General features: G+C 54.0%; 13 protein-coding genes and 1 pseudogene. 1 reads left to right on the plus strand and 13 read right to left on the minus strand.

The features are described from left to right. Positions 1–72 precede the first annotated feature (72 nt). From V2154_RS21480 to V2154_RS21490, 3 genes are read right to left on the minus strand one after another with little or no spacing between them, the layout of a single operon-like run. Complete coding sequence (locus V2154_RS21480) at positions 73–9,411, minus strand: autotransporter outer membrane beta-barrel domain-containing protein (protein WP_045620771.1); 9,339 nt, start codon at positions 9,409–9,411, stop codon at positions 73–75. Positions 9,412–9,424: 13 nt separating this feature from the next. After that, a complete protein-coding gene (locus V2154_RS21485; RefSeq protein ID WP_311764714.1) occupies positions 9,425–9,616 on the minus strand; it encodes a hypothetical protein in 192 nt (63 codons plus the stop codon). Next, positions 9,598–10,578, minus strand: coding sequence for an IS5-like element ISKpn26 family transposase (locus V2154_RS21490; protein WP_000019450.1), 981 nt, complete (start codon positions 10,576–10,578; stop codon positions 9,598–9,600). Before V2154_RS21490 ends, V2154_RS21485 begins: the two co-directional genes overlap by 19 nt. A 570-nt stretch (positions 10,579–11,148) precedes the next feature. On the opposite strand from V2154_RS21490, the gene V2154_RS21495 reads away from it, so the two are divergent. Beyond that, positions 11,149–11,846, plus strand: a protein-coding gene (locus V2154_RS21495) for an IS1 family transposase (RefSeq protein WP_226683650.1) whose coding sequence is annotated in 2 segments (ribosomal slippage) — positions 11,149–11,398 and positions 11,398–11,846 — 699 coding nt in all. Because the reading frame shifts where the segments join, the coding sequence is not laid out codon by codon here. Between the two features lie 15 nt (positions 11,847–11,861). On the opposite strand, the pseudogene V2154_RS21500 reads toward V2154_RS21495, so the two are convergent. The 10 genes and pseudogenes from V2154_RS21500 to dnaA form a co-directional block, all read right to left on the minus strand. After that, a pseudogene (locus tag V2154_RS21500) lies at positions 11,862–12,695 on the minus strand (MFS transporter); the annotation flags it as partial. A 168-nt stretch (positions 12,696–12,863) separates the two neighbouring features. Further along, positions 12,864–14,012: a galactonate dehydratase gene (dgoD, locus tag V2154_RS21505; protein ID WP_353503762.1), complete on the minus strand. Its 1,149-nt coding sequence runs from the start codon at positions 14,010–14,012 to the stop codon at positions 12,864–12,866. Next, complete coding sequence (locus V2154_RS21510) at positions 14,009–14,644, minus strand: 2-dehydro-3-deoxy-6-phosphogalactonate aldolase (RefSeq protein ID WP_353503763.1); 636 nt, start codon at positions 14,642–14,644, stop codon at positions 14,009–14,011. The genes dgoD and V2154_RS21510 overlap by 4 nt, the downstream gene beginning before the upstream one ends. Beyond that, positions 14,628–15,527, minus strand: a complete 900-nt coding sequence (locus V2154_RS21515) for a 2-dehydro-3-deoxygalactonokinase (protein ID WP_353503764.1) — start codon at positions 15,525–15,527, stop codon at positions 14,628–14,630. Before V2154_RS21515 ends, V2154_RS21510 begins: the two co-directional genes overlap by 17 nt. After that, on the minus strand, positions 15,524–16,237 hold the full coding sequence (locus V2154_RS21520) for a FadR/GntR family transcriptional regulator (protein WP_353503765.1): 714 nt from the start codon (positions 16,235–16,237) through the stop codon (positions 15,524–15,526). The genes V2154_RS21515 and V2154_RS21520 overlap by 4 nt, the downstream gene beginning before the upstream one ends. Positions 16,238–16,418: 181 nt before the next feature. Continuing rightward, on the minus strand, positions 16,419–17,234 hold the full coding sequence (gene yidA, locus V2154_RS21525; protein WP_353503766.1) for a sugar-phosphatase: 816 nt from the start codon (positions 17,232–17,234) through the stop codon (positions 16,419–16,421). Between the two features lie 185 nt (positions 17,235–17,419). Further along, the gene (gyrB, locus tag V2154_RS21530) at positions 17,420–19,834 is read right to left on the minus strand and encodes a DNA topoisomerase (ATP-hydrolyzing) subunit B (RefSeq protein ID WP_353503767.1); all 2,415 of its coding nucleotides are present in this window, start codon (positions 19,832–19,834) and stop codon (positions 17,420–17,422) included. Positions 19,835–19,853: 19 nt separating this feature from the next. Further along, positions 19,854–20,942 (minus strand): DNA replication/repair protein RecF, encoded by a 1,089-nt coding sequence (recF, locus tag V2154_RS21535; RefSeq protein WP_353503768.1) that lies wholly within the window; start codon positions 20,940–20,942, stop codon positions 19,854–19,856. A 9-nt stretch (positions 20,943–20,951) separates the two neighbouring features. Further along, positions 20,952–22,052 carry a DNA polymerase III subunit beta gene (gene dnaN, locus V2154_RS21540; protein ID WP_034794306.1) on the minus strand — a complete coding sequence of 367 codons (1,101 nt, stop codon included), beginning with the start codon at positions 22,050–22,052 and terminating at the stop codon, positions 20,952–20,954. Between the two features lie 4 nt (positions 22,053–22,056). Further along, positions 22,057–23,448 carry a chromosomal replication initiator protein DnaA gene (gene dnaA / locus V2154_RS21545; protein WP_353503769.1) on the minus strand — a complete coding sequence of 464 codons (1,392 nt, stop codon included), beginning with the start codon at positions 23,446–23,448 and terminating at the stop codon, positions 22,057–22,059. Positions 23,449–23,563: the final 115 nt, after the last annotated feature.

Raw genomic sequence — 23,563 nt, forward strand, 5'->3', positions numbered from 1 at the left:
CAGCCACCCCTGTAATACTATAAGCAAAAAAAAGCCCCCTGCTAAGCAGGAGGCTGGCGAGTTTATGTCAGCTTAGAACGATTTCTTAAAGCCGATAGAGGCATTGACCGGCGCTTCGATCTGCGACTTACTGCCGCCGTTGCTGAATTGCGTACCCAGCTCACCGTAGACCTGCAGGTTTCTGTCGATAGACCATGACAGGCCGGCTGCAACTTCAGTGCTGGAGTACTGCTGTGAAGATTCCAGCGTAGTGGTGGCTACCGCATTGCTAAAGTGCGTTTTGTCTTTTGAACCCAGACCCTGCCAGACGTTAACCCTGCCGTACGGCTGGAATTTGCCATGGTTGGTGTCATAGTCAGCGACCAGACGCACGCCCAGACGCGCGGTAAAGGAGTCTGCGGTATCCATTTTCACTTTCGTTGGGGTCACACCATCCAGCGTGCTGTTATCAAAGTCGCTGTACTGGTAGATCAACTGAGCCTGAGGCTCCAGACTCCATGCGCTGGCGCCTAAACGGAACGATTTACCCACCTCTGTCGACGCCGTCAGCGTGTTGCCTCTGACGGTATACGAGCCATTGTTACCGGTCGCCGCCAGGCGGGATTTATGGTTACCGTACTGCAGGACGTTATCAACATACATACCGTCACCCGAGAACCAGGTCGCATAGCCACCGACGTAAAATGCGTTGTCGTCGATGTTACCGCCTTTGCCATCGCTGCCTGTCTTCGTGCCTTTCACGTTGCTGTCGATATCAAGGATGCTGGTATACATCCCGGCTTTCCAGCTTTCGTTAGCATACATATCAACGCCGACCTGGATACCCATGGTATGGGAGCTGGTTTGCGTACCGGCAGCATCATCCAGTTTGGTTTTACCGGAGTAGCCAATCATTCTTGCCCAGGCGCGATTGTCTTCATCAATGCCCGGTTTAACCTCGTCCCCCATACGTTGGTGCATGTTACCTAACAGGCTAATATCACCCTGACGTACTACGCTGGCGAGGCCAGAATACAGCATGGTTTCTGGACGGTATTCACTTCTCAGATACCAGTTTTCACCCTGGCCCTGAGCATTACCCGCATGTAGTTGGTACTCAAACGCACCTGCAGCCATACGATCGGCGGCAAGATGGAAGGCATCCCGCGACGTTTGCGCGGTTGTGGTTGCGCCATTGAGCGCAGTCACCACTTCGATACCATCCCCAATGGTCGGCGCGCCAAGACCAGAACCATCGACATCCAGCAGTGTGCTACCGCTGGCTTTACCGCCATCGATAATCAGACGGTCGGCAATGCCTGCTCCGCTACCATTCTGGATAGCTGCCATGTTGATAGTCCCTTTTTCGCCGGTGTAATCCCCTTTGACGGTTAAGGTTGTGCCAGTCTGCTGACCGATGAGCGAGACATCGCCACCGTTGCTCAGGCCCGCTACCGTCTGGTTATAGCCCTGCGTGTTCAACGTGGTGTCTGCGACTACATAGTGGTGTGATGCGCTACTCAGGGTGTTGGTATTACCCGCTTGCAGCACGCCGTTGGCGATCAACGTAGCGCCGCTGTAGCTGTTTTCACCTTGCAGCTCGGTAATGCCGCTACCGGTCTGATGCAACTGGCCTTTACCACTGATATTGCCGGTCAGCGCCAGGGTATCGCCACGATTGACGTTGAGTACGCCGTTATCAACGACATCCCCCTGAATGCTGCCAATATCACCGCCGTTACCCAGTTGTAAAACACCTTGTTCGATGGTGGTGCCACCGGTGTAGGTGTTATCCAGCGTCAGGGTGAGGGAGCCTTTACCGGTTTTGGTCAGTTGACCGTTACCTTCGACTTCCGTCAGCAGAGAAACGTCATGCCCGTTGGTGTCGAATGTCCCGCCGCCGGATTCCAGCGTCACCTGACGGGCAGTATCAAACGCTTCGCCATACTTCAGCGTACCGCCATTAAAGGTAATTCCCGTATCTGCCGCACCCAGGTTGGTATCACCCGCCACCTGCAGCGTCCCTGAGGTGATGGTGGTGCCACCGCTGTAAGTATTGTCGCCGGTGAGAATCAGCGTACCGAGATCGCCTTTATTCAGGCCGCCGGTACCTCGGATAACGCTGTCGATAGTGGCGGTGTAACTGGCGCCGTCTACTGTGCCATCGCCGACACGAATCAGGGTGTTTGCCGTGTCGGTGGTAATGGCTTCTCCGCCCACACGATAACCATCGGTGGCGAACTGCGCGCCGCTGATGATGACATCGCCTTTGCTGTTATCGACGGTTACGTTGCCCGCTTCACCCTGGAAGACGGCGAATGCGGCATCGGTAAACGGTGCGTTCAACGCGCCTTCTGGCGTCGATTCATCGGTGGTCCAGTTGTCGTTACCCTGGCTGGATTGCCAGATACCGTCGCCGCCGTTAATGACGCCGTTATTTTTCAGCTCGCCATTCTCACCGCCGGTGCCGTCCCAGAAGCGCAGCGTCAGTCCGGCGTGGTTGACCAGGTTGACCTGATTTTTCACCGATGTCTGCACGTACAGGCTGTCAGCTGCTTCCGGTGCGTTAGCAATATCCATCACATTGTTGGTCAATGTGCCGGTGTAGTTGATGACGCGGTAAACGCCCACATCAAAGCTTCCGCCTGGTGAGGTTTCAATGTTGAGCTTACCGTCGAGCGTCAGATCGCCATTTACGTCAATCAAGTCGTTGAAGGCACCGCCCGGGGTATAAGCCTGACCAAACTGATAATCCAGTTGGGCGTTATCACTGAGCGTCAGAGAACCGGTAGTCAGTTTACCCACACTGTTGATAGCTGCACCTGCGGTAATATGCGCGTCGTCCAGCACATCAACCGCGCCGCCGATAATACCGTTACCGCCGAGCGTTGCCCCGGATTTCACCGTCACCTGGCCGGTAGCCGCAGACTGATTACCGTTGACCAGCAGCACGCCTTCATTGACGTCTGTGGTGCCGGTGTAAGTGTTATCGCCGGTCAGCGTCAACGTACCGTCACCGATTTTCACCAGGCTGCCGTCGTTGCCGCTGATAATACCGCTGATGGTGTCATCAAGATGCAGATTACCCAGCGACAGTTCTTTATTGCCCAGTTCGACATTACCCGCGCCGGACAACGAGCCGATAGACGTTGCGCTGTCGACTGCGCTGATATCGACCTTACCGCCAACCAGGTTTTTAACGACGGTGTTCTCTGCCATCGCATAGTCAGCAAAGGTCATCAGTCCGCTGTTATTCACGGTGGCATTGCCCCCGCTGGCATTTTCTTCCAGCGCCAGGGTACTGTCTTTTGACACGTTAACCGTCGCGTTGCCCGCGCTGGCGTTGTTGGTTAACACCGCTTTCGCCGTGCCCGTCAGGTTCAGCATTGCGCTTGCGGCGGTGACGTTATCCGCCAGCGTTAACAGGCTGTCGGCGATGTTCATAGTCAGGGATTTCAGGCTGGTATCTGTCCCGCTGACATTGAGCGTCGCACCCTTATTGACGTTCACGGTGCTGCTTTCATTACTGCCAAAGGCTCCGGTTTTGCTGACGTTGACCGTCACATTGTTGGCGTTTCCGGTACCGGCAATTTCGGTGTCGCCTTTGTAGCTGTTTGCGCGGTCGAGCGACAAGGTGCTGCCCGCATCACTAGAGCTGCTGGTAACTTTCAGTTTACCCTCGCCGGTAATCTCACCGGTTGGCGTGAAGTGGTGCGAATTAAGGTCAAACACCGCAGCATTCTCATTCGCTCCCAGCTCAATGGTGCGATTGCTGGTCAGGTCCGCGCCCAGTTGCAGCGTTGAACCGTTATTGATGGCCAGGTCAGTTCCGCTCTGGCCGAGATTGCTGTCGGAGGAGATCTGCAACGTGCCGCCATCAATGCGCGTGCCGCCGCGATATTCGTTGTCACCGCTGAGGATCAGACGGCCAAGGTCGGTTTTCACCAGCGTCAGCTTGTCAGCAGTACTGGCCTCGCGGATAACGGACTCAATGGTCGCGGTATAGTTTTGCCCCGCGCCACCAGCGCCAACGCGCACCAGCAGTTCGCCAGTCCCCGGCGTCTGGCCTGCGTGGGTCGCGTTTTCCGTGGTGGCATACGCGTTAAGCGCATCGCCTTTAACGACATAGCCATCGGCATCAAACTGTGCTCCGGAGAAGTTAACTTCTCCCGCGGCGTTATCCACGGTAACGGTACCGCCTTTGGTGGTGAAGACGGCGAAGGACTTCTGTGCCCAAGGGGCGTTACCCTCACCGGTTGCGGTGGTCCAGTTGTTATCACCCTGACTGCCGATTGCCATCCATTTGCCATCGCCACCGTCAATTTTGCTGTCGCCTTCAATGCCCGACGCGCCGTGGCTCTGATTAACGGTTGCGCCGTCCCAGAACTGCAGGGTAACGCCGTTGGCATTCACCAGGTTGACCTGTTTGTCGATGGAGGTTTGAACAAAAATATTGCTCTTATCCTGGCTATTCGGTATCGCGCCTAATTCCAGCGTCTGGTTATCCAGCGTGCCACCGTAGTTATAGATACGGTACACGCCCGGTCCGAAGTTACCACCCTGTGAAGTGGTGACGTCCAGAGTCCCGTCCAGTTGCAGATCGCCTGCGACGTTAATCAGATCGTTTAGCGCGCCGCCTGGCGTATAGGCTTGACCCAGTTCGAAAGCGGAGGTCGTTTTGCTGCCAAGCTGCAGATTACCGTTAATGGATAACGTACCCGCACCGCCGTCACCGGCGCTGAGGGTAGAGGCATCGTTCATCAGCACGTCGCCGCCGATCACCCCGTTACCCCCCAGCGTCGCCGTACCGCTTACTTTGGTCACACCCGTCGCGGCACTCTGATTCCCTTTCACCAGTAGCGTACCGCTGGTGACGGTCGTGTCGCCGGTATAGGTGTTATTGCCCGTCAGGCGAGTAATACCGTTACCAATCTGCTGTAACGCACCGATCCCGGAGATTACGCCGCCAAGCAGCACATCATTGGCCCGATTAATCGCCAGCACGCCATTGTCGATGATGTCAGACACGGCGTTGACTCCGCCTGTATTTCCGCCGTCACCCAACTGCAGCGTACCGGTTTGATCAATAGTGGTGGAGCCGGTATAGGTGTTGTTGGCGGTAAAGACAGTGGTGCCGCCTGCCGCGCGTTCAAACTTCCCATCACCGCTGATGACGCCGTTATAGATCTGCGCAGCCGTCGTGTCGCCCTGCGTGTCAAAGATGACCCGGCTGCCTGTACCCTGAGTCGTCACATTGTAGTCAGCGATGGTCGCGGCAGTGCTGGTGGACTCGCCGTGATCGCCGGTACGCAGCGTTGCGCCATTGGTAACCGCAATGGTTTTACTTGCCAGTTGCAGACGATCGACGATGCGCATATCTGCACTTGAACCGCTAATGGTCAGTGAGTCCCAACCCGTGCCGATGTTGGTACCGGTGGTCAGGTTATCGCTGCTCAGACTGCCAATTTTCGCACTGTTACCGTGTGTATTGGTGAAGGTGAGGGCGTTGCCACTGCCGGCTTCGGTAGTGATATGGCGCGTTTTATCCAGCGTCACATTGCCGATGTTGGCTTTATTGTTGCCGCCGGTTCCGGCGAAATTCACCTCGCCCGCAAAGGTTCCGCTTTGCCAGTTAAAGGTGTCCTTGCCTTCTCCAGTGTTGATCACGCCACTGGTGATACCCTGGCTGATATCAATGGTGTCATTGCCCTTGCCAGATTGAATCGCCACTGCCGTATCGTTGATAGCCTGAAGGGTACCGGTATTGGTGATTTTTTTATTGCTGTCACCGCTGGCATCAATAACGGGTGCGGTGGTGCTGGCAGAGGTAATTTTTCCGCTATTGGCTATTGCGCTAACATTTTTAGCGATGATTGCAGAACCACCTGCGCTGTCGTAGACGTTGATATTGGCATTGGTGGTGACCTTACCGTCCGTATTGGCGCGGATACCGCTGCCTTCGCTGTTATGCACCTCAACGGTATAGCCTTTACCGATGGTCAGATTGCCTGTCACTGCGTCACCATTGCGCTGCTCAAAGGCGAAGCCGGTACCTTTACCGTTAACGTTCAGAATGTTATTCAGGCCATCTTTCATGTTTAACGCGACGCTGGTACGGATCCCCGGACCGTCGTTGGCATTGATGGTGACATCATTGAGTGTTATATCGGTATTGTTGGCATCGTTTTGAATGCCCGCGCCAGTACCTTCGGCGCTAATAATCACCCCTTTGGCAGCCAGCTTACCGGCTCCGGTGTCCAGGCGAATACCGTCAGCAGTGCCATTGGTGGTGATGGCATCGCCAGTATTACCAGTAATATTCAGGCTGGCACCGTTGGTCAGCAGAACCCCTGCGGTTCCATCATCAACTTGAATCTGACCCAATTTTTTAATCTGTGCGTTCGAACCAGAAGCTTGTACGCCAATGCCGTTACTCACATGTAAGGCAGCGGTCGCGTTATTGGTTAAACTCCCGCCTTGTTGCACGTTAACACCAATGCTGTCGGTGCTGGCAAGATCGATAATTGCCTGGGTATCGAGGATCAGGCTGCCCTGGTTCCTTGCCACATAGGCAATAACCTTGTTGCCGCTGGCTTCTGAAGTGATTTTTGCGTTTGAAGTGAGGATGGTCGGAGTGGCGCTACCCTCTGCGTTGCCATTCAACTGGTGAGCCTGACCGTCCACTACCCCGGCAATGGTTCTTTCACCGGTTAAATTGATGGTGGTTTTATCGCTGATGTTACCTGTGGCACCGCCTTCAATCAGCAGCGCGGCGGAGTCGGTGCCCTGCACGGTGAACGTGGCTTCGCCGGTATCCACACTACTGCCTGTGCCCGTCGCTAATACGCCAACGGACTGTTCGCCGCTTAAGGTCAGGTCAAGGTTTGAGCTGGGCTGACCGTCAGGAGTGGTGGTGTTACCGGCCAGCATTGCGCCGTTGGCAATACGGAAAATGGTGGTGCGATCCTGCCCGTTGTCATTCATTACCGCCTGACCAATATTCGCAGTTGCGCCTTTACCATACAGGTAATAGCCAATCTGATCGGTGCTGTTGAATGCCGGGCTACTCAGGCTGTCGACGTTAGCGACGGCGTTATCACGCACGTGTACGCCGATGTTCCCGGCTTTGTTTAGCGTGATGTTGGAATAGACGTTGATCACTGCCTTTCCATCTTTGCCACCTTCAGCCCAGACGGCATAGTTACGGTTACCGACACTACCTTCACCATCAACTACGATAGAGCCTGAAGCGCTGGTCGTGGCTTCGGCATTTTTGTTAGTTGCGCTGACGTGGATGCCGACGTTGTTGGTGCCGTTGACGTTAATCTTGCCGTCGTTGCGAATTTCCTGATTATTTTCCGCGCCGCTGTCACGCACGGTGATACCGTAGTTCCTGCTACTCCCCGCGCTGGAATCGCCATTGATCACGATATTACCGGTATTGATGACGTTGCCGGTCGCGTTACCAATCAGCATACCCGCGGCGTTACGTACGCCGGTTCCCAGCGTGATAAGGCCGTTGTTAATCACCTCTTTGGCGCTCTTGGTCATGATCCCGGCGCTCAGACTTGAACCGCCTGACATGGTGACATCTTTAGACGGATCACTTGCGTTACGGCCAAGATAAATAGAGGCACCTGCGCTGTTGGTAAAGGTGGCGTTGTCGGCGACTTCTACGCCATAGGCGATGCCGCTGCCGTAGGATGCACCGTTTTTGCGCCCGTCCACGACGTTGATATCGCCGTTGTTGACCCCTTGAGCATTGTCAGACAGTTGCATACCAATGGCCAGCGTCAGCTCGCCAGCGGGTTTGTCCTTACTCCAGGGATCGGCGGCAGAAGCGGTACCGAAGTTATCGGTGGTGATCGCCTGGTTGATGGTGCCTTCGTTGGTGATTTGACTGGCGCCTTGCCCCTGCATACCAAATGCGCCATAGCTGTTGACGTTTTGGTTGCCGTCTTTATCAATAAACAGCCCGGAGTTGATGATCCCGTTGTTGGTTGCCGTCGCGTCTTTTGCCAGCATGCCAATCGCCAGGCTTTGCCCGGTAGACGTGCGTAATGCGTTCAGCTCACCAAGGTTAGTGATAACCCCACCATTAATGGCTTTCATCACGCCATTAATACTGCCGTCAACGGCAATAATCGCGTCTTTGTTCAAGGTGCCTGAGGTGCCTGCGCCGTTGGCGTAGATGGCATGTAACTCACCACGGCCAGCGGTCGCGTTGTTGGTATGTGACAAACCGTCGGTCCAGACGTCGTAATCCCAGCTGAGTATGTCAGCTGGCTTACCGGAGGTGAGCAGATTTTCAATCAGCCCGGCGTACTTTGTTTGTGCTGCGGTGACGGTTGTGACTTCCTCCGCATCTATCCACAGCTGGATTTGGCTGACTTTTTCACCATCAGGGTTGAGTGCCGCGTCGTCGCTTTTGCCCAACAGCCAGTCATTGAATTCGGCCAGTTCTTGTGTGTTGGTAATGGTAAATGTGCGCTCCCCGGTTTTGACGACCTGACCATCCTCGTCATAGCCATAGGTCATCAGCGTCACATCATCGCCAAACACGGAGGTTTGCGCTGAACCGGTGAACGTTTTTTCAGGGATCACCGGGGCTGCGTTAAATTTTATATAGTTATCTGACTGCCAGTTCACCTGGCTTGCAGTACCTTGTGCTTCCAGCAGCGAGGAATCTTTTGCCAGCATTTCAATGGTATTGGCTTTGTCACGCACATTGAGGGTGTCGTTGCCAATATTCAGATTGGCAATGGAGCCATTTGTCGCCAGTGCGATACCAAATTGCTTATAGATTTCTGATTTCTGAGCATCAAAGGTGTTTAATACCGCATCGCCGACTTGCGCTTCGGTAAGAAAACCATTTAACTCATTGGTATCAAAGACTTTGATGGTCGTTTTTTCGCCGGGAAACGCCGGATCGTTGATATCAAATTCTGTGCTCTGCGAAGGCGTTGACGACTGGTTGTAAGTCAGGTATTCCGCCAGTTCTTCAGAGTTGGTAATGGTTTTTACGCTCTGGTCAGGGCTGGTCGCCAGCAGGGTGATTTTGCCGCTTTCCAGCAGTTCCCGGATAGTGGTTGATTCAACAACGCCGCTTTGACCCGGGCTAAATGTTGGGATTGCACCACTGATATTCAGTGCCTGACCAGTTGTGTTATCTTCATATAAGAAGCCGTAGTCGTGGATACCCTCATAAACCCCAGCGGAAATACCTGTCTTGAAGTCTTCATGAATATCGTGTTCACCCGTTGCGGTAATCTGGGCTGCAGAAGCCAGCAATGAAGCACCGCTTAATGCGCCAGCTGCCAGTACGGCGACAGTTTTACGCGAACTGCTTTTTTTCTTTCCTTTCGTTAATTCAGAAACGACCACCCAGATACCGAGCGCCGCGTTCCAAATAATGCTGTAAACTTTGTTCATATATACCCCTTGTCTACATTCCTGTTATGTATGTGTTAAGGAAGGTGCGAATAAGCAGGTCATTTCTTCCCAAGCTGACTCGCTGATTAAAATTTCGCGGATCTGGGCCGATTTTTTTCCCGCAAACACATCGAATCAGCCTATTTAGGCTATTTTTTCCACCATTTCTGGCGTTATTTCCGGTTTTTACTGAGATCTCTCCCACTGACGTATCATTTGGTCCACCCGAAACAGGTTGGCCAGGGTGAATAACATCGCCAGTTGGTTATCGTTTTTCAGCAGCCCCTTGTATCTGGCTTTCACGAAGCCGAACTGCCGCTTGATGATGCGAAACGGGTGCTCCACCCTGGCACGGATGCTGGCTTTCATGTATTCGATGTTGATGGCCGTTTTGTTCTTGCGCGGATGCTGCTTCAAGGTTTTTACCCTGCCGGGACGCTCGGCGATCAGCCAGTCCACATCCACCTCGGCCAGCTCCTCGCGCTGTGGCGCTCCTTGGTAGCCGGCATCGGCTGAGACAAATTGCTCCTCTCCATGAAGCAGATTACCCAGCTGATTGAGGTCATGCTCGTTGGCCGCGGTGGTGACCAGGCTGTGGGTCAGGCCACTCTTGGCATCGACACCAATGTGGGCCTTCATGCCAAAGTGCCACTGATTGCCTTTCTTGGTCTGATGCATCTCCGGATCGCGTTGCTGCTCTTTGTTCTTGGTAGAGCTGGGTGCCTCAATGATGGTGGCATCCACCAAAGTGCCTTGGGTCATCATGACGCCTGCTTCGGCCAGCCAGCGATTGATGGTCTTGAACAATTGACGGGCCAGTTGATGCTGCTCGAGCAGGTGGCGGAAATTCATGATGGTGGTGCGATCCGGCAGGGCGCTATCCAGGGATAATCGGGCAAACAGGCGCATGGAGGCGATTTCGTACAGGGCATCTTCCATGGCACCGTCGCTCAGGTTGTACCAATGCTGCATGCAGTGAATACGCAGCATGGTCTCCAGCGGATAGGGCCGTCGGCCATTGCCCGCCTTGGGATAAAACGGCTCGATGACAGCGGTCATATTCTGCCATGGCAGAATCTGCTCCATGCGGGAGAGGAAAATCTCTTTTCGGGTCTGACGGCGCTTAGTGCTGAATTCACTATCGGCGAAGGTGAGTTGATGGCTCATGATGTCCCTCTGGGATGCGCTCCGGATGAATATGATGATCTCATATCAGGAACTTGTTCGCACCTTCCAAAGCAGATGTAAAGAATACCGCTTTGTTAATCTGGCTTTTAGACTTCTTTTGGATTGTATCATTTTCACTCATAATCATTTATTCCATTAATTAAAATCCGCACTGTATAGAGGGTACTACATCTCAAAGATTAGCAAACTTCAACTTACGATGCGGCGTCAATCGGAATGCAGAGTGCAAGAGTGGCCATACAGATATCCTGTTGATAGTCTGCCAGCCGTCTTCTGGAGCATTTGATTTGCATAAATTGCATCAGATCTGGGGATTCACTTTGATTAGAGCAATATTGAGAATGACTTACTAACGTCTGATGTTGCGTAAAGCGGGCTTTAAGGATGGTCGCAATGTCAGAGGTAAGGACAGACGTTCAGGATGCAAATAATCAGTGCCGGTTCGTCGCTGATTTTCCTTCAGGCTGACTTGTCCAAAACGAGTAACAATCGCCGGTGATGCTGCCAACTTACTGATTTAGTGTATGATGGTGTTTTTGAGGTGCTCCAGTGGCTTCTGTTTCTATCAGCTGTCCCTCCTGTTCAGCTACTGACGGGGTGGTGCGTAACGGCAAAAGCACTGCCGGACATCAGCGCTATCTCTGCTCTCACTGCCGTAAAACATGGCAACTGCAGTTCACTTACACCGCTTCTCAACCCGGTACGCACCAGAAAATCATTGATATGGCCATGAATGGTGTTGGATGCCGGGCAACCGCCCGCATTATGGGCGTTGGCCTCAACACGATTTTACGTCACTTAAAAAACTCAGGCCGCAGTCGGTAACCTCGCGCATACAGCCGGGCAGTGATGTGATTGTCTGCGCTGAAATGGACGAACAGTGGGGCTACGTCGGTGCTAAATCACGTCAGCGCTGGCTGTTTTACGCGTATGACAGGATACGGAGGACGATTGTGGCGCACGTCTTCGGTGAACGCACTCTGGCCACACTGGAGCGACTTCTGAGCCTGCTGTCGGCCTTTGAGGTCGTGGTATGGATGACGGATGGCTGGCCGCTGTATGAATCCCGCCTGAAGGGAAAGCTGCACGTTATCAGCAAGCGTTACACTCAGCGCATTGAGCGACATAACCTGAATCTGAGACAACATCTGGCAAGGCTGGGACGGAAGTCACTGTCGTTCTCAAAATCGGTGGAGCTGCATGACAAGGTCATCGGGCATTATCTGAACATAAAACACTATCAGTAAGTTGGAGTCATTACCCAAATTACTCTGCTCTGACACCACGCCTTTGACGATCAGCGGCAAAAATAGCGTGATACCAATTGTCCCAAAAGCTTGTAATAACCACAGTAGACTTAATGCCCAGACCTTTTTACTTTTTAATGCTGCTGACCAGCGATGGTCTTTATTTATCACTGACTCACCCGCTTCGCGATTTAATTGCTGCGTTAACGCATTACGCTGCGCCTCGCTTAGCCATTTGGCTTTCAGCGGTGAATCATCTAAATAAAACCAGGTCACTATACCTAAAAGAAAGGCGGGAATACCTTCCAGCAGGAATAACCAGCGCCAGCCCTCGACACCTAAGAAGCCGTGCATATTAAGAATCGTGCCCGAAATAGGTAAACCGACCACTGACGCCAGCGCAGCACCAATATAAAACAGCGACATGGCCCGCGCTCTGTCACTGCGCGGATACCAACAGGAGAGATAATAAATGATCCCCGGCGTGAAGCCCGCCTCCGCGGCACCCAGCAGGAAACGCATGACGTAGAGCTGTACCGGCGTCTGTACCAGGCTCATCCCGGCGGCCAGCAGGCCCCAGGTGATCATGATGCGGGCTATCCATAATTTCGCGCCAACGCGGGTTAAAATCACATTGCTCGGCACTTCGAAAATAATATAGGAGATATAAAATATCCCGGCGGCTATACCGTACATTTCGGCGGTAAGCGCTAAATCCGCATTCATCTGCAACGCCGCTACCGAAATATTAGAACGGTCGATATAAGCAATGAGATACAGCAACATAATAAAAGGAATGATCCTGATATTCATTTTTTTAATGGTCGAGGAGTACAATTCATTATTCATCGTACGCACCTTGGTGTTGAATTACGTGTAGGGGAGCCCCTATCCCGTTAAGCGGAATAAAAACCCGTAGGTATTATTGTTTTAAATAAAAATAACCTGCTTATGCCCTAAATAATTCGAGCTGTAGGAAGGCAGCCAACGCCCCTACGGCTCGAAGTATGCCGGGCATTACCACTCGGCGACCGAGCCATCCTCATACCGCCACACCGGATTGCGCCAGTCCGGAGCCTGCTTGCTGCGCTCAATCACCAACTCTTCATTGATCACCACGCCCAGACCCGGCTTGGTCGGCGGCAGGAAGAACGCCCCTTCCATGGAGAAATCCTCTTTATTCAGCACGTAATCGAGCAATTCCGCGCCCTGATTGTAGTGGATCCCCATGCTTTGCTCCTGAAACACCGCGTTGCGGGAAACAAAGTCGACGTGCAGGCAGGCCGCCAGCGCGATAGGCCCCAGCGGGCAGTGTGGCGCGAGGGTGACGTCATAGGCCTCGGCCATCGCGGCGATTTTGTAGCACTCGGTGATGCCCCCGGCGTGGGAGAGATCGGGCTGAAGAATTGCCAATCCGCCCTGCTCCAGCACGCGTTTAAACTCGAAGCGTGAATACATGCGCTCACCGGCGGCAATCGGGATATGGGTCTGCGCGGCCAGCCGTGGGTAATATTCCGCCTGCTCGGCCAGTACCGGCTCTTCAATAAACAGCGGGCGATATGGCTCCAGCTCTTTGATCAGCACTTTTGCCATTGGCGCATTCACCCGGCCATGGAAATCCAGACCAAACTCAATGCTGTTGCCGAAGGCTTCGCGGATTTGCGCCACCACGGCGACGGTGGCATCGATTTTGCGCGAACTGTCGATAAGTCCCATCTCTTCGCAGCCATTTAGCTTGAACGTATCGAAGCCAATGCCCTGTAATTTGCGAATGCCTTCAATCACTTCCGCCGGACGGTCGCCGCCCACCCAACTGTAGGCTTTGATTTTATCTCGCACTAAACCACCAAGCAGTTGATAGACCGGCACGCCGAGCGCCTTGCCTTTGATGTCCCACAACGCCTGATCGATGCCGGAAATGGCACTCATCAGAATAGGGCCACCGCGATAAAAACCGCCACGATACAGGGTTTGCCAGATATCGTTGATGCGCGCCGGGTCTTGCCCAATCAGGTATTCACCCAACTCATGCACCGCTGCTTCCACGCTGCGGGCGCGGCCCTCAATCACCGGCTCGCCCCAGCCGCTGATGCCTTCGTCGGTGTCGACTTTCAAAAACATCCAGCGCGGCGCCAGACGGTAAGTGGTCAGTTTGGTAATTTTCATTGCAGTGCCCCCCGATAGGCGTCGATAAAGGCGCGGGCCTGTTGTTGCGTGCGCGAAACCGGCTGCCCGGCGCGGTATAAATCGCTGCCCAGGCCAGCGCCGACGCAGCCTGCCGCCATAAACAGATGCAGGTTTTCCGGCGTGACGCCACCGACGGCGAACACCGGGATCGCCGGCGGTAACACCGCTTTCAGGGCTTTGATGTATTCAGGGCCGAAGGCCGAAGAGGGGAAAATTTTCAGCCCCTGTGCTCCAGCTTCCAGCGCGGTAAAGGCTTCGCTGGCCGTGGCACAACCGGCGCAGACCACCATGCCCAGCTCGACGGCGCGGCGGATCACAGGCGCGGAGGTGTTTGGCGTCACCACCAGTTTGCCGCCCAATTCGGCCAGTTGGTCGACGTTCTGCGGCGTCAGTACGGTGCCGCCGCCAATCAGCGCGCGCGCTCCATACTTGGCGCTGACAGCCTTGATGCTGCTCTGCCAGTCGGGTGAATTCAGCGGAATTTCGATGGCGTTGAAACCCGCCTCAATCAGCACCTCGACGTGCTGCTCAGCCTCGGAAGGAGTAATGCCGCGCAGGATGGCGATCAGTGGCAGCAGTTCGCCGTCGAATACCTCAGTTTTCCAACTCATTGACAATGCTCCTTATTCCCGCCTGAAAAGCCGTATCGCCCTCGATAACCAAGGCCTGAATCCCCGCCATTTTCAGCGCGGGGAGATAACGTTGGGTCAACGCCGGGCTGCCCACCAGCACCAGCGGGCCGTGCTCTCGGCTGAGCGAGTAGTGTTGTTGCATTTGTGCCACTTCGTGGCCGATTAATAGGCCGGAGAGCCAGTCGCTGACTGAGGTTTTCGCCAGTTTTCCCAGCACTCGCGCGGCCCTGACTTCAAACAGTCGGCGCATCAGGCTGCTGTCGTAGAAGCCCTGCTCCATGCCTTTGGCGAAAGCCGCGCTGTCGGCGGTTTGCTCCGGTAGGCCGCTACCAATCAGCGAATGGGTCAGCAGCAAGTGGTGCAACTCGCCGGTCATCACGGTAGAGAAATCCACTACGCTGTCGCCCTCAAGGCGCACCCATTTACTGTGAGTGCCGGGCAGCAGGTAAAACTCGGCGGGCCGCGTGGCATAAGCTCCCACCAGCTGGGTTTCCTCGCCGCGCATCACGTTGAGGTTGTCTTCACTTTCGATACAAATACCCGGAATAATGCGCACATTGGCCGACGTAGCCTGCTCGACAGGCGTCAGCCGATGAGGGATTTCAGAAAGGCTGATCGGGCAACGCAGATAGGGCGCTGGCACCCAGCCCGCGTCGCTGCCGACCATTCCCGCCATCAAGACCGGCAAACCTTGCTGTTGCCACGGAGCAATAAGTTGCTGGAAAACCTGCGCCGGCGTTCGTCCTTCAAGGCGCGTAACCCCGGCGGTCGACTGCTGGCTGTCGACGCATTTGCCGTCGCGGTAAAGCCAAGCGCGCAGGTTGGTGGAGCCCCAGTCAACGGCGATATAGCTGTGGTTCATGGCATCTCCTGCAAACGGCGGGTGGTGCTGGCAATCATGGCTAACGCCGCCTGCTCCGCCTCATCTGGATGTTGTAAGCGAATGGCGTCGTACAGAGACTGATGCTCGCGCAGGGTGCGCGGCATGTTGTTGGCGTCGGGCATGTAAGTTCTTTCGAAAACGGCGCGTTGCAGAGAACTGATGACCACGCTGAGCTGCTGCATAATCGGGTTATGCACCGCCGCCAGCACGGCTTCGTGGAAACGGACATCGGCCTCGTTAAACGCCTGACGCTCCTGAGCAAATGCCACCATGTCGTTGAGCGCGGCTTCAATTCGCATCAGATCGGCGGCCGTGGCGCGCGCAGCGGCCCAGCGAGCGATTGCCGGTTCCACTAAGTTGCGGATTTCACTCATGGCTGCGATAAGCTCGGGTTTATCACCCTGCGCCAGCGACCACTGCAAGACGTCGGTATCGAGGAAATTCCATTGGTCGCGCGGGGTGACGAACGCGCCGCGATAGCGTTTGATATCTATCAGTCGTTTGCCGGTTAGCGAGCGCATTACTTCACGGATAACGTTTCGCGAGGTTTGAAACTCTTCGCACAGCTCAGATTCAGGCGCCAGCGCGGCGCCCGGTGGGTATTTGCCCGCCACAATCTGCTCGCCTAATGCCAAAATAATGCGATCGGTTTTGCTCAACAGGCTGTCTTCATTCACCACAACGTCCATGCCATCTCCGGCTAAAAGTCATTCAACTTGTGAGCGATTGTAGTACCCAATATTTGGGTTGTACTACAATTCAGATCACATTTTAGACAATCAGCAACATTGAATTAACAATTGTGTGAAGTGGCGACGAATGGCGGGCATAAAAAAAGCGGCCAGTGGCCGCCCTGTTCATCAGTCTATATCAGACATTTAATACAAATTTTTCAACGGCATAGGCCACGCCGTCTTCAAGGTTGGTTTTGGTCACGAACTGGCTGACGGCCTTCACGCTGTCCAGCGCGTTACCCATTGCCACGCCGATACCGGCATATTCCAACATGGCGATGTCGTTTTCCTGATCGCCAAGGGTCATGACGTTTTCACGCGGAATGCCCAGTTTTTCCGCCAAGGCTTTGACGCCTTCGCCTTTGTTCACGCGCTTATCGAGGATCTCGAGATAGTACGGCGAACTTTTCATGATGGTGTAATTTTCCCGAGCTTCAGCAGGGATTTGCGCGATAGCGCGGTCGAGCAGCTCGGGATGATCGATCATCATCACTTTCGGGAAGGTCATCGCCGCGTCCATCTCTTCTGCCGGGCAGAAGTGCAGGGGAATGCCGGTGACCGCCGACTCATGAACAGTGTACTGGCTGATATCGCTGTTGGCGGTAAACAGCTCGGTGCGGGTCAGCGCGTGGAAGTGAACGCCCAGCTCGCGAGACAACCTCTCAAAGTAGTGATAATCATGGATATCCATAGCTATTTCGGCAATCACGCTGCCATCCTGCGCGTTATGCACCAAAGCGCCGTTATTGGTAATGCAATAACAACCCTCTTGCTGCAAATCCAGCTCCATCAGGTAACGCTGCACGCCAACGAACGGACGGCCGGTCGCCAGAACAATCTGCACGCCTTTGTCGCGAGCGGCGGACAGTGCCTTTTTCACCGCGGGTGTCACTTCATGCTGCGGATTGAGCAACGTGCCGTCCATATCAATTGCGATTAATTCAATAGCCATAGCATCCTCTGAATTGTCGGTATCTAGCCCAATGCTAGCGCGATATGCCGAGTTGATCACGGATAAAAAAAATCCGAAGTGATTTCTCACTCCGGACTTAGTTTCATAACACTCTACTACCCAAAATCATTCGTGCTGTATCAAGGCAGCCAACGCCGAGACAGCGCGAAGGATGCCGGGTATTTTTAGATGTCGATATTCGCGGCTTTCAAGGCATTATCTTCGATGAAGGCACGACGCGGCTCAACGGCATCACCCATCAGGGTGGTGAACAGCTGGTCGGCGGCGATAGCATCTTTGATAGTTACGCGCAGCATGCGGCGTTGCTCTGGGTCCATGGTGGTTTCCCACAGCTGTTCTGGGTTCATTTCACCCAGACCTTTATAACGCTGTACTGAAAGGCCGCGACGGGACTCTTTCACCAGCCATTCCAGCGCCTGCTCGAAGCTGGAGATTGGCTGACGGCGTTCGCCACGTTCGATGAAGGCATCTTCTTCGATCAGGCCGCGCAGCTTCTCACCGAGAGTGCAGAGTTTGCGGTATTCGCCACCGTGAACGAACTCGAAATCAAGATCGTAATCGGTATCCACGCCGTGAGTACGGATACGCAGAACCGGCTCGTAAATCTGGCGTTCGCGGTTTTCACGCACAATGGCGCTGTAGCTGCTGCCGTGCTGCTCTTTTTCATTGAGCAGAGCAACCAGCGACTCCATCCAATCCTGAACTTTAGCCTGATCGGTGAGATCGGCTTCGTGCAGCGTTGGCTGGTAAACCAGACGGTTCAACAGAGCACGCGGGTAGCGGCGCTCCATGCGGCCAATCATCTTCTGCACGCTGTAATGTTCGGCAACCAGTTTTTCCAGTGCTTCACCTGCCAGCGCCGGAGCGTGGGCATTGGTGTGCAGCGTTGCGCCGTCCATTGCGATGGTGATTTGATACTGATCCATCGCTTCATCATCTTTAATGTACTGTTCTTGTTTGCCTTTTTTGACTTTATACAACGGCGGCTGAGCGATATACACGTGACCACGTTCGATAATTTCAGGCATCTGACGGAAGAAGAAGGTCAGCAGCAAGGTACGGATGTGAGAACCATCGACGTCGGCATCGGTCATGATGATGATGCTGTGGTAACGCAGCTTGTCAGGGTTGTATTCGTCACGGCCAATGCCGCAACCCAACGCGGTGATAAGCGTCGCAACTTCCTGAGAAGAAAGCATTTTGTCGAAACGCGCTTTCTCAACGTTCAGGATTTTACCTTTCAGCGGCAAAATGGCCTGATTCTTACGGTTACGGCCCTGTTTGGCTGAGCCGCCCGCTGAGTCCCCTTCCACTAAGTAGAGTTCAGAGTGGGCTGGGTCGCGTTCCTGGCAGTCAGCCAGTTTGCCCGGCAAGCCGGCCAAGTCGAGCGCGCCTTTACGACGGGTCATTTCACGCGCTTTACGTGCAGCTTCACGCGCACGGGCGGCATCAATGATTTTGCCTACGACGATTTTGGCGTCGGCTGGGTTTTCCATCAAGTAATCAACCAGTTTCTCGTTCATCAGCGACTCAACGGCAGTCTTCACTTCGGAAGAAACCAGTTTGTCTTTGGTCTGAGATGAGAACTTAGGATCGGGCACTTTAACGGAAACCACGGCAATCAGGCCTTCACGGGCGTCGTCGCCGGTGGCGCTGATTTTCGATTTTTTGCTGTAGCCTTCTTTATCCATATACGCATTCAGCGTACGGGTCATCGCAGAGCGGAAACCGGCAAGGTGAGTACCGCCATCGCGCTGAGGGATGTTGTTGGTAAAGCAGTAAATGTTCTCTTGGAAGCCATCGTTCCACTGCAATGAGACTTCAACGCCGATATCGTCTTTCACGGTAGAGAAATAGAACACCGTTGGGTGGATTGGCGTTTTGTTCTTATTCAGATATTCCACGAAAGCCTTGATACCGCCTTCGTAGTGGAAGTGATCGCTCTTATCGTCGCGCTTATCCAGCAGACGAATTGCCACACCGGAGTTCAGGAACGACAGTTCACGCAGGCGTTTCGCCAGAATGTCGTACTGGAATTCGGTTTGGTTAGTAAAGGTCTGGAAGCTCGGCCAGAAACGCACGGTAGTACCGGTAGTTTCCGTTTCACCGACCACTTTCAGCGGGGTTTGTGGCTCGCCGTGCACGTAAGTTTGCTCATGCACTTTGCCTTCGCGGCGGATAACCAACTCGAGTTTTTCTGACAGGGCGTTAACGACGGAAACACCCACGCCGTGCAAGCCGCCAGAGACTTTGTACGAGTTATCATCGAATTTACCGCCGGCATGCAGAACGGTCATGATGACCTGAGCAGCTGAAACGCCCTCTTCTTCATGAATACCGGTCGGAATACCACGGCCATCATCCTGAACGGAGACAGAGTTGTCTGCGTGGATAGTGACTTGAATCTCTTTACAGTGGCCAGCGAGGGCTTCGTCGATAGCGTTGTCCACAACCTCGAATACCATGTGGTGCAGACCAGTGCCGTCATCGGTATCGCCGATATACATGCCGGGGCGCTTACGCACCGCGTCCAGCCCTTTTAATACCTTGATACTTGAGGAGTCATAAGAATTCGACATCAACGTTTCTCGCTCATTTTTAGTCCTGTGATAGAACGGCTATTTTACCTTGTTCCACGCGGAACATCTTGCCCTTTTCACCCATCATGTCGGTTACTTGCTCAGCAGCAATGGCGCTGACAAATACCTGAGCCTGGGTGGCTTTCAGGCGATCGGCCAGTAACCGACGTCGGTCGGCATCCAGCTCGGAGGCAAAATCGTCAAGAAGATACAGGCAACGCCGCCCGCTCTGTCGGGTGAGAAACTCACCCTGCGCTAATCGCAGCGCACACATCAGTAATTTCAGCTGCCCGCGAGACAGTAAATCCTCCACCGGCGTGCCATCGGCACGGATGCGGAAATCGGCTTTATGCGGGCCTGATGCGGTATAGGTTAAGGCTCTGTCGCGCTCAAAGTTACGCTCCAGCAATTCACCATACTCAGTCTCTTTATCCCATCCTCGCTGGAAAGAGAAACTCAGGGCAAACTCAGGCAGGAACTGGGCGCAGGTCGCGCTGATATCAGCGGCGATTGCGTCACTGTAGGCTGCCCGCCATTCGCTAATGCGCTCGGCTAGCGGGATCAACTCCTGATCCCAGGCACGAATCTGCGCATAGCGACTCACCTGACGCAGCGCGGCGTTGCGCTGCTTGAGTAACCGACGTAGGTTGCTCCAGGCGATAAAAAAACAGGGGTCATGATGGAAACAGCCCCAGTCGAGGAATGCTCGTCGGTACTTTGGCCCGCCGTTCAGCAGGGTAAAGCCCTCGGGAGTGATCAGCTGCATCGGCAGCAGTTGCGCCAGTTCAGACACCTTGTGGCCGTCGCTGCCATCAATGCGCACTTTGCTGTCACCCTGGCGGCTTTTACTTAGCCCAACGGAAATATCACGCTCGCCGCCTTCATCGATACGGCCATGCAGAATGAATTCCGCCTGATCGTGACGAATTACTCTTCCCGCCTGCAAACTGCGAAAAGCGCGCCCGTGCCCTAGCGTATAAACCGCTTCTAACACGCTGGTTTTACCACTGCCATTGGGGCCGACCAGAAAATTGAAGCCGGGCGACGGGTCTAAATCCGCCGCCTCGATGTTGCGGAAATCTTTTATCAGTAATCGGGTGAGGGCCATTAATTCAGATCACAGCCTCATTGGCATAACAACGTAGGCGGCTGACTGGCTGGCGGCATCTTCAATCTGCACGCTGGATACTGAGTCAGTCAGCAGCAGATTCACGTCTTCGCACTTCAGCGCATTCAGCACGTCGAGCACGTAACTGACATTAAAGCCGATTTCCATTTCAGTGCCGTCATAGCCGACGTCGAGAATCTCTTCGGCTTCTTCCTGCTCTGGGTTGTTGGCCGTAATTTTCAGCTGGTTATGGCTGACATACAGGCGAACACCGCGGAATTTCTCGTTGGAAAGAATGGCGGCGCGAGCAAAGGCTTGCTTGAGCAAGTCACAGCCCGCTTGCAGCGTTTTGTCCGGATTTTTCGGCAATACGCGGCGATAATCAGGGAAACGGCCATCAACCAGTTTCGAGGTGAAGATGAAGTCGCCGACGTGCGCACGGATGTTATTGCTGCCAATTTGCAGCTGCAATAGAGCGTCGCCGCCATCCAGCAGGCGAACCAATTCCATCACGCCTTTACGCGGTACGATCACCGAATGCGACGGCAACGCCTGCCCGATAGGCATGGAGCAGACCGCCAGACGGTGGCCGTCGGTAGCCACAGTGCGCAGCTCTTCGCCTTCCGTCTCAAACAGCATGCCGTTTAAGTAGTAGCGAACGTCCTGATGCGCCATGGAGAACTGAGTGGCTTCAATCAGGCGTTTTAAGGTCGCCTGTGGCAAAGTGAACTCGACTTCGCTCTGCCAGTCGTCCAGATTGGGGAAGTCAGTCGCAGGCAGGGTCGACAGCGAGAAACGGCTGCGGCCCGAGCGAACTAACATGCGGTCACCGTCCAGCGCGACGGAAATTTCCGCGCCGTCTGGCAGACCACGGCAAATATCAAAGAATTTACGCGCCGGAACGGTGGTCGCGCCCACTTCATGGGGTTGAGACAGGGCCACCTTCGCCACCATCTCCATCTCTAAATCGGTACCTGTCAGCAACAGCGAACCCTCAGTCACCTGTAAAAGCAGGTTGCCGAGAATAGGTAAAGTTGGTCGCCCACCCAGCGGGCTACTGACCTGTTGCAGCGGTTTTAGCAAATGCTCACGTTCAACAATAAATTTCATAGCGCTAGGAGGATAATGTTCTGATTAAGTTGGAGAAATCTTCTTTGATGTCGTGACTTTCTTCACGCAGCTGCTCGATTTTACGGCACGCGTGCAACACCGTTGTATGGTCGCGACCACCGAACGCATCGCCGATTTCTGGCAGGCTGTGGTTGGTGAGCTCTTTCGCCAATGCCATCGCCATCTGGCGCGGGCGGGCTACCGAACGAGAACGCCGTTTGGAGAGCAGGTCTGCAACCTTAATCTTATAATACTCGGCCACCGTTTTCTGAATATTATCAATGGTGACCAACTTCTCTTGCAGCGCTAATAGATCGCGCAGCGCTTCACGAACGAAGTCGATAGTGATCGCCCGGCCAGTAAAGTTGGCGTTGGCAATGACGCGGTTCAGCGCCCCTTCCAGCTCACGAACGTTAGAACGCAGACGTTTAGCAATAAAGAAGGCGACTTCACCCGGCAGGCGAATATCATTTTCATCAGCCTTTTTCATCAAGATGGCGACGCGCGTTTCAAGCTCAGGTGGCTCAATCGCCACGGTCAAACCCCAGCCGAAGCGGGACTTAAGCCGGTCTTCAACGCCGTTAATCTCTTTCGGATAACGGTCAGACGTCAGGATAATTTGCTGGTTACCTTCAAGCAGGGCATTAAAGGTATGGAAGAACTCTTCCTGAGAACGCTCTTTATTAGCAAAGAATTGAATGTCATCGATCAGCAGTGCATCGACCGAACGGTAGTAACGTTTAAACTCTTCAATGGCGTTGTTTTGCAGGGCTTTAACCATGTCCTGAACAAAACGCTCGGAGTGCATGTACACCACTTTGGCATTGGCTTTGCGCGCCATGATGCCATTGCCGACCGCGTGCAATAAGTGGGTTTTACCGAGACCGGTACCGCCATAAAGGAAAAGAGGGTTATAGGCACCGCCAGGATTGTCCGCAACCTGACGTGCAGCCGCGCGAGCCAGCTGGTTCGATTTACCTTCGACGAAGTTGTCAAAAGTGTGCTTGGGATTCACATTCGAGCGATATGACAACTCGGGCTGTGCCGCCGAGCTGTCCCAGCTTGGGCGCGAAGGCGCAAGCCGTGGTGCAGGTTGAGTGGCAGGCGAACTCACGCTGGCGGTAACCGGCTGGTTAACGCGTTGAATCAGCGGCTTGCTGCCGACTTCAAAACGCAATAATGGCGCATCAGTGCCGCAAAAATCGTTAAGCAAACCATTGATATTGTTTAAATACTTGTCTCTCACCCAATCAAGGACAAAACGATTAGGTGCGTAAAGCGCCAACGTATTGTCACTGAGTTCCGCCTGCAAGGGGCGTATCCACATACTGAATTCTGTGGCAGGTAACTCATCCTGCAAACGGGCAAGACATTGCTGCCAAAGCGAAAGTGACACGGCGGACTCCACTCGAACAAGATCAAAAAAAGAAAAGGATCAGGATATTTTTTAAATCATGATTTTTGACACACGTACCGCCCGGCGTTGCGGGGGATGAGTCTTCAATCACCCT

It is taken from the genome of Ewingella sp. CoE-038-23 (assembly GCF_040419245.1).
Lineage (GTDB): Bacteria > Pseudomonadota > Gammaproteobacteria > Enterobacterales > Enterobacteriaceae > Ewingella > Ewingella allii.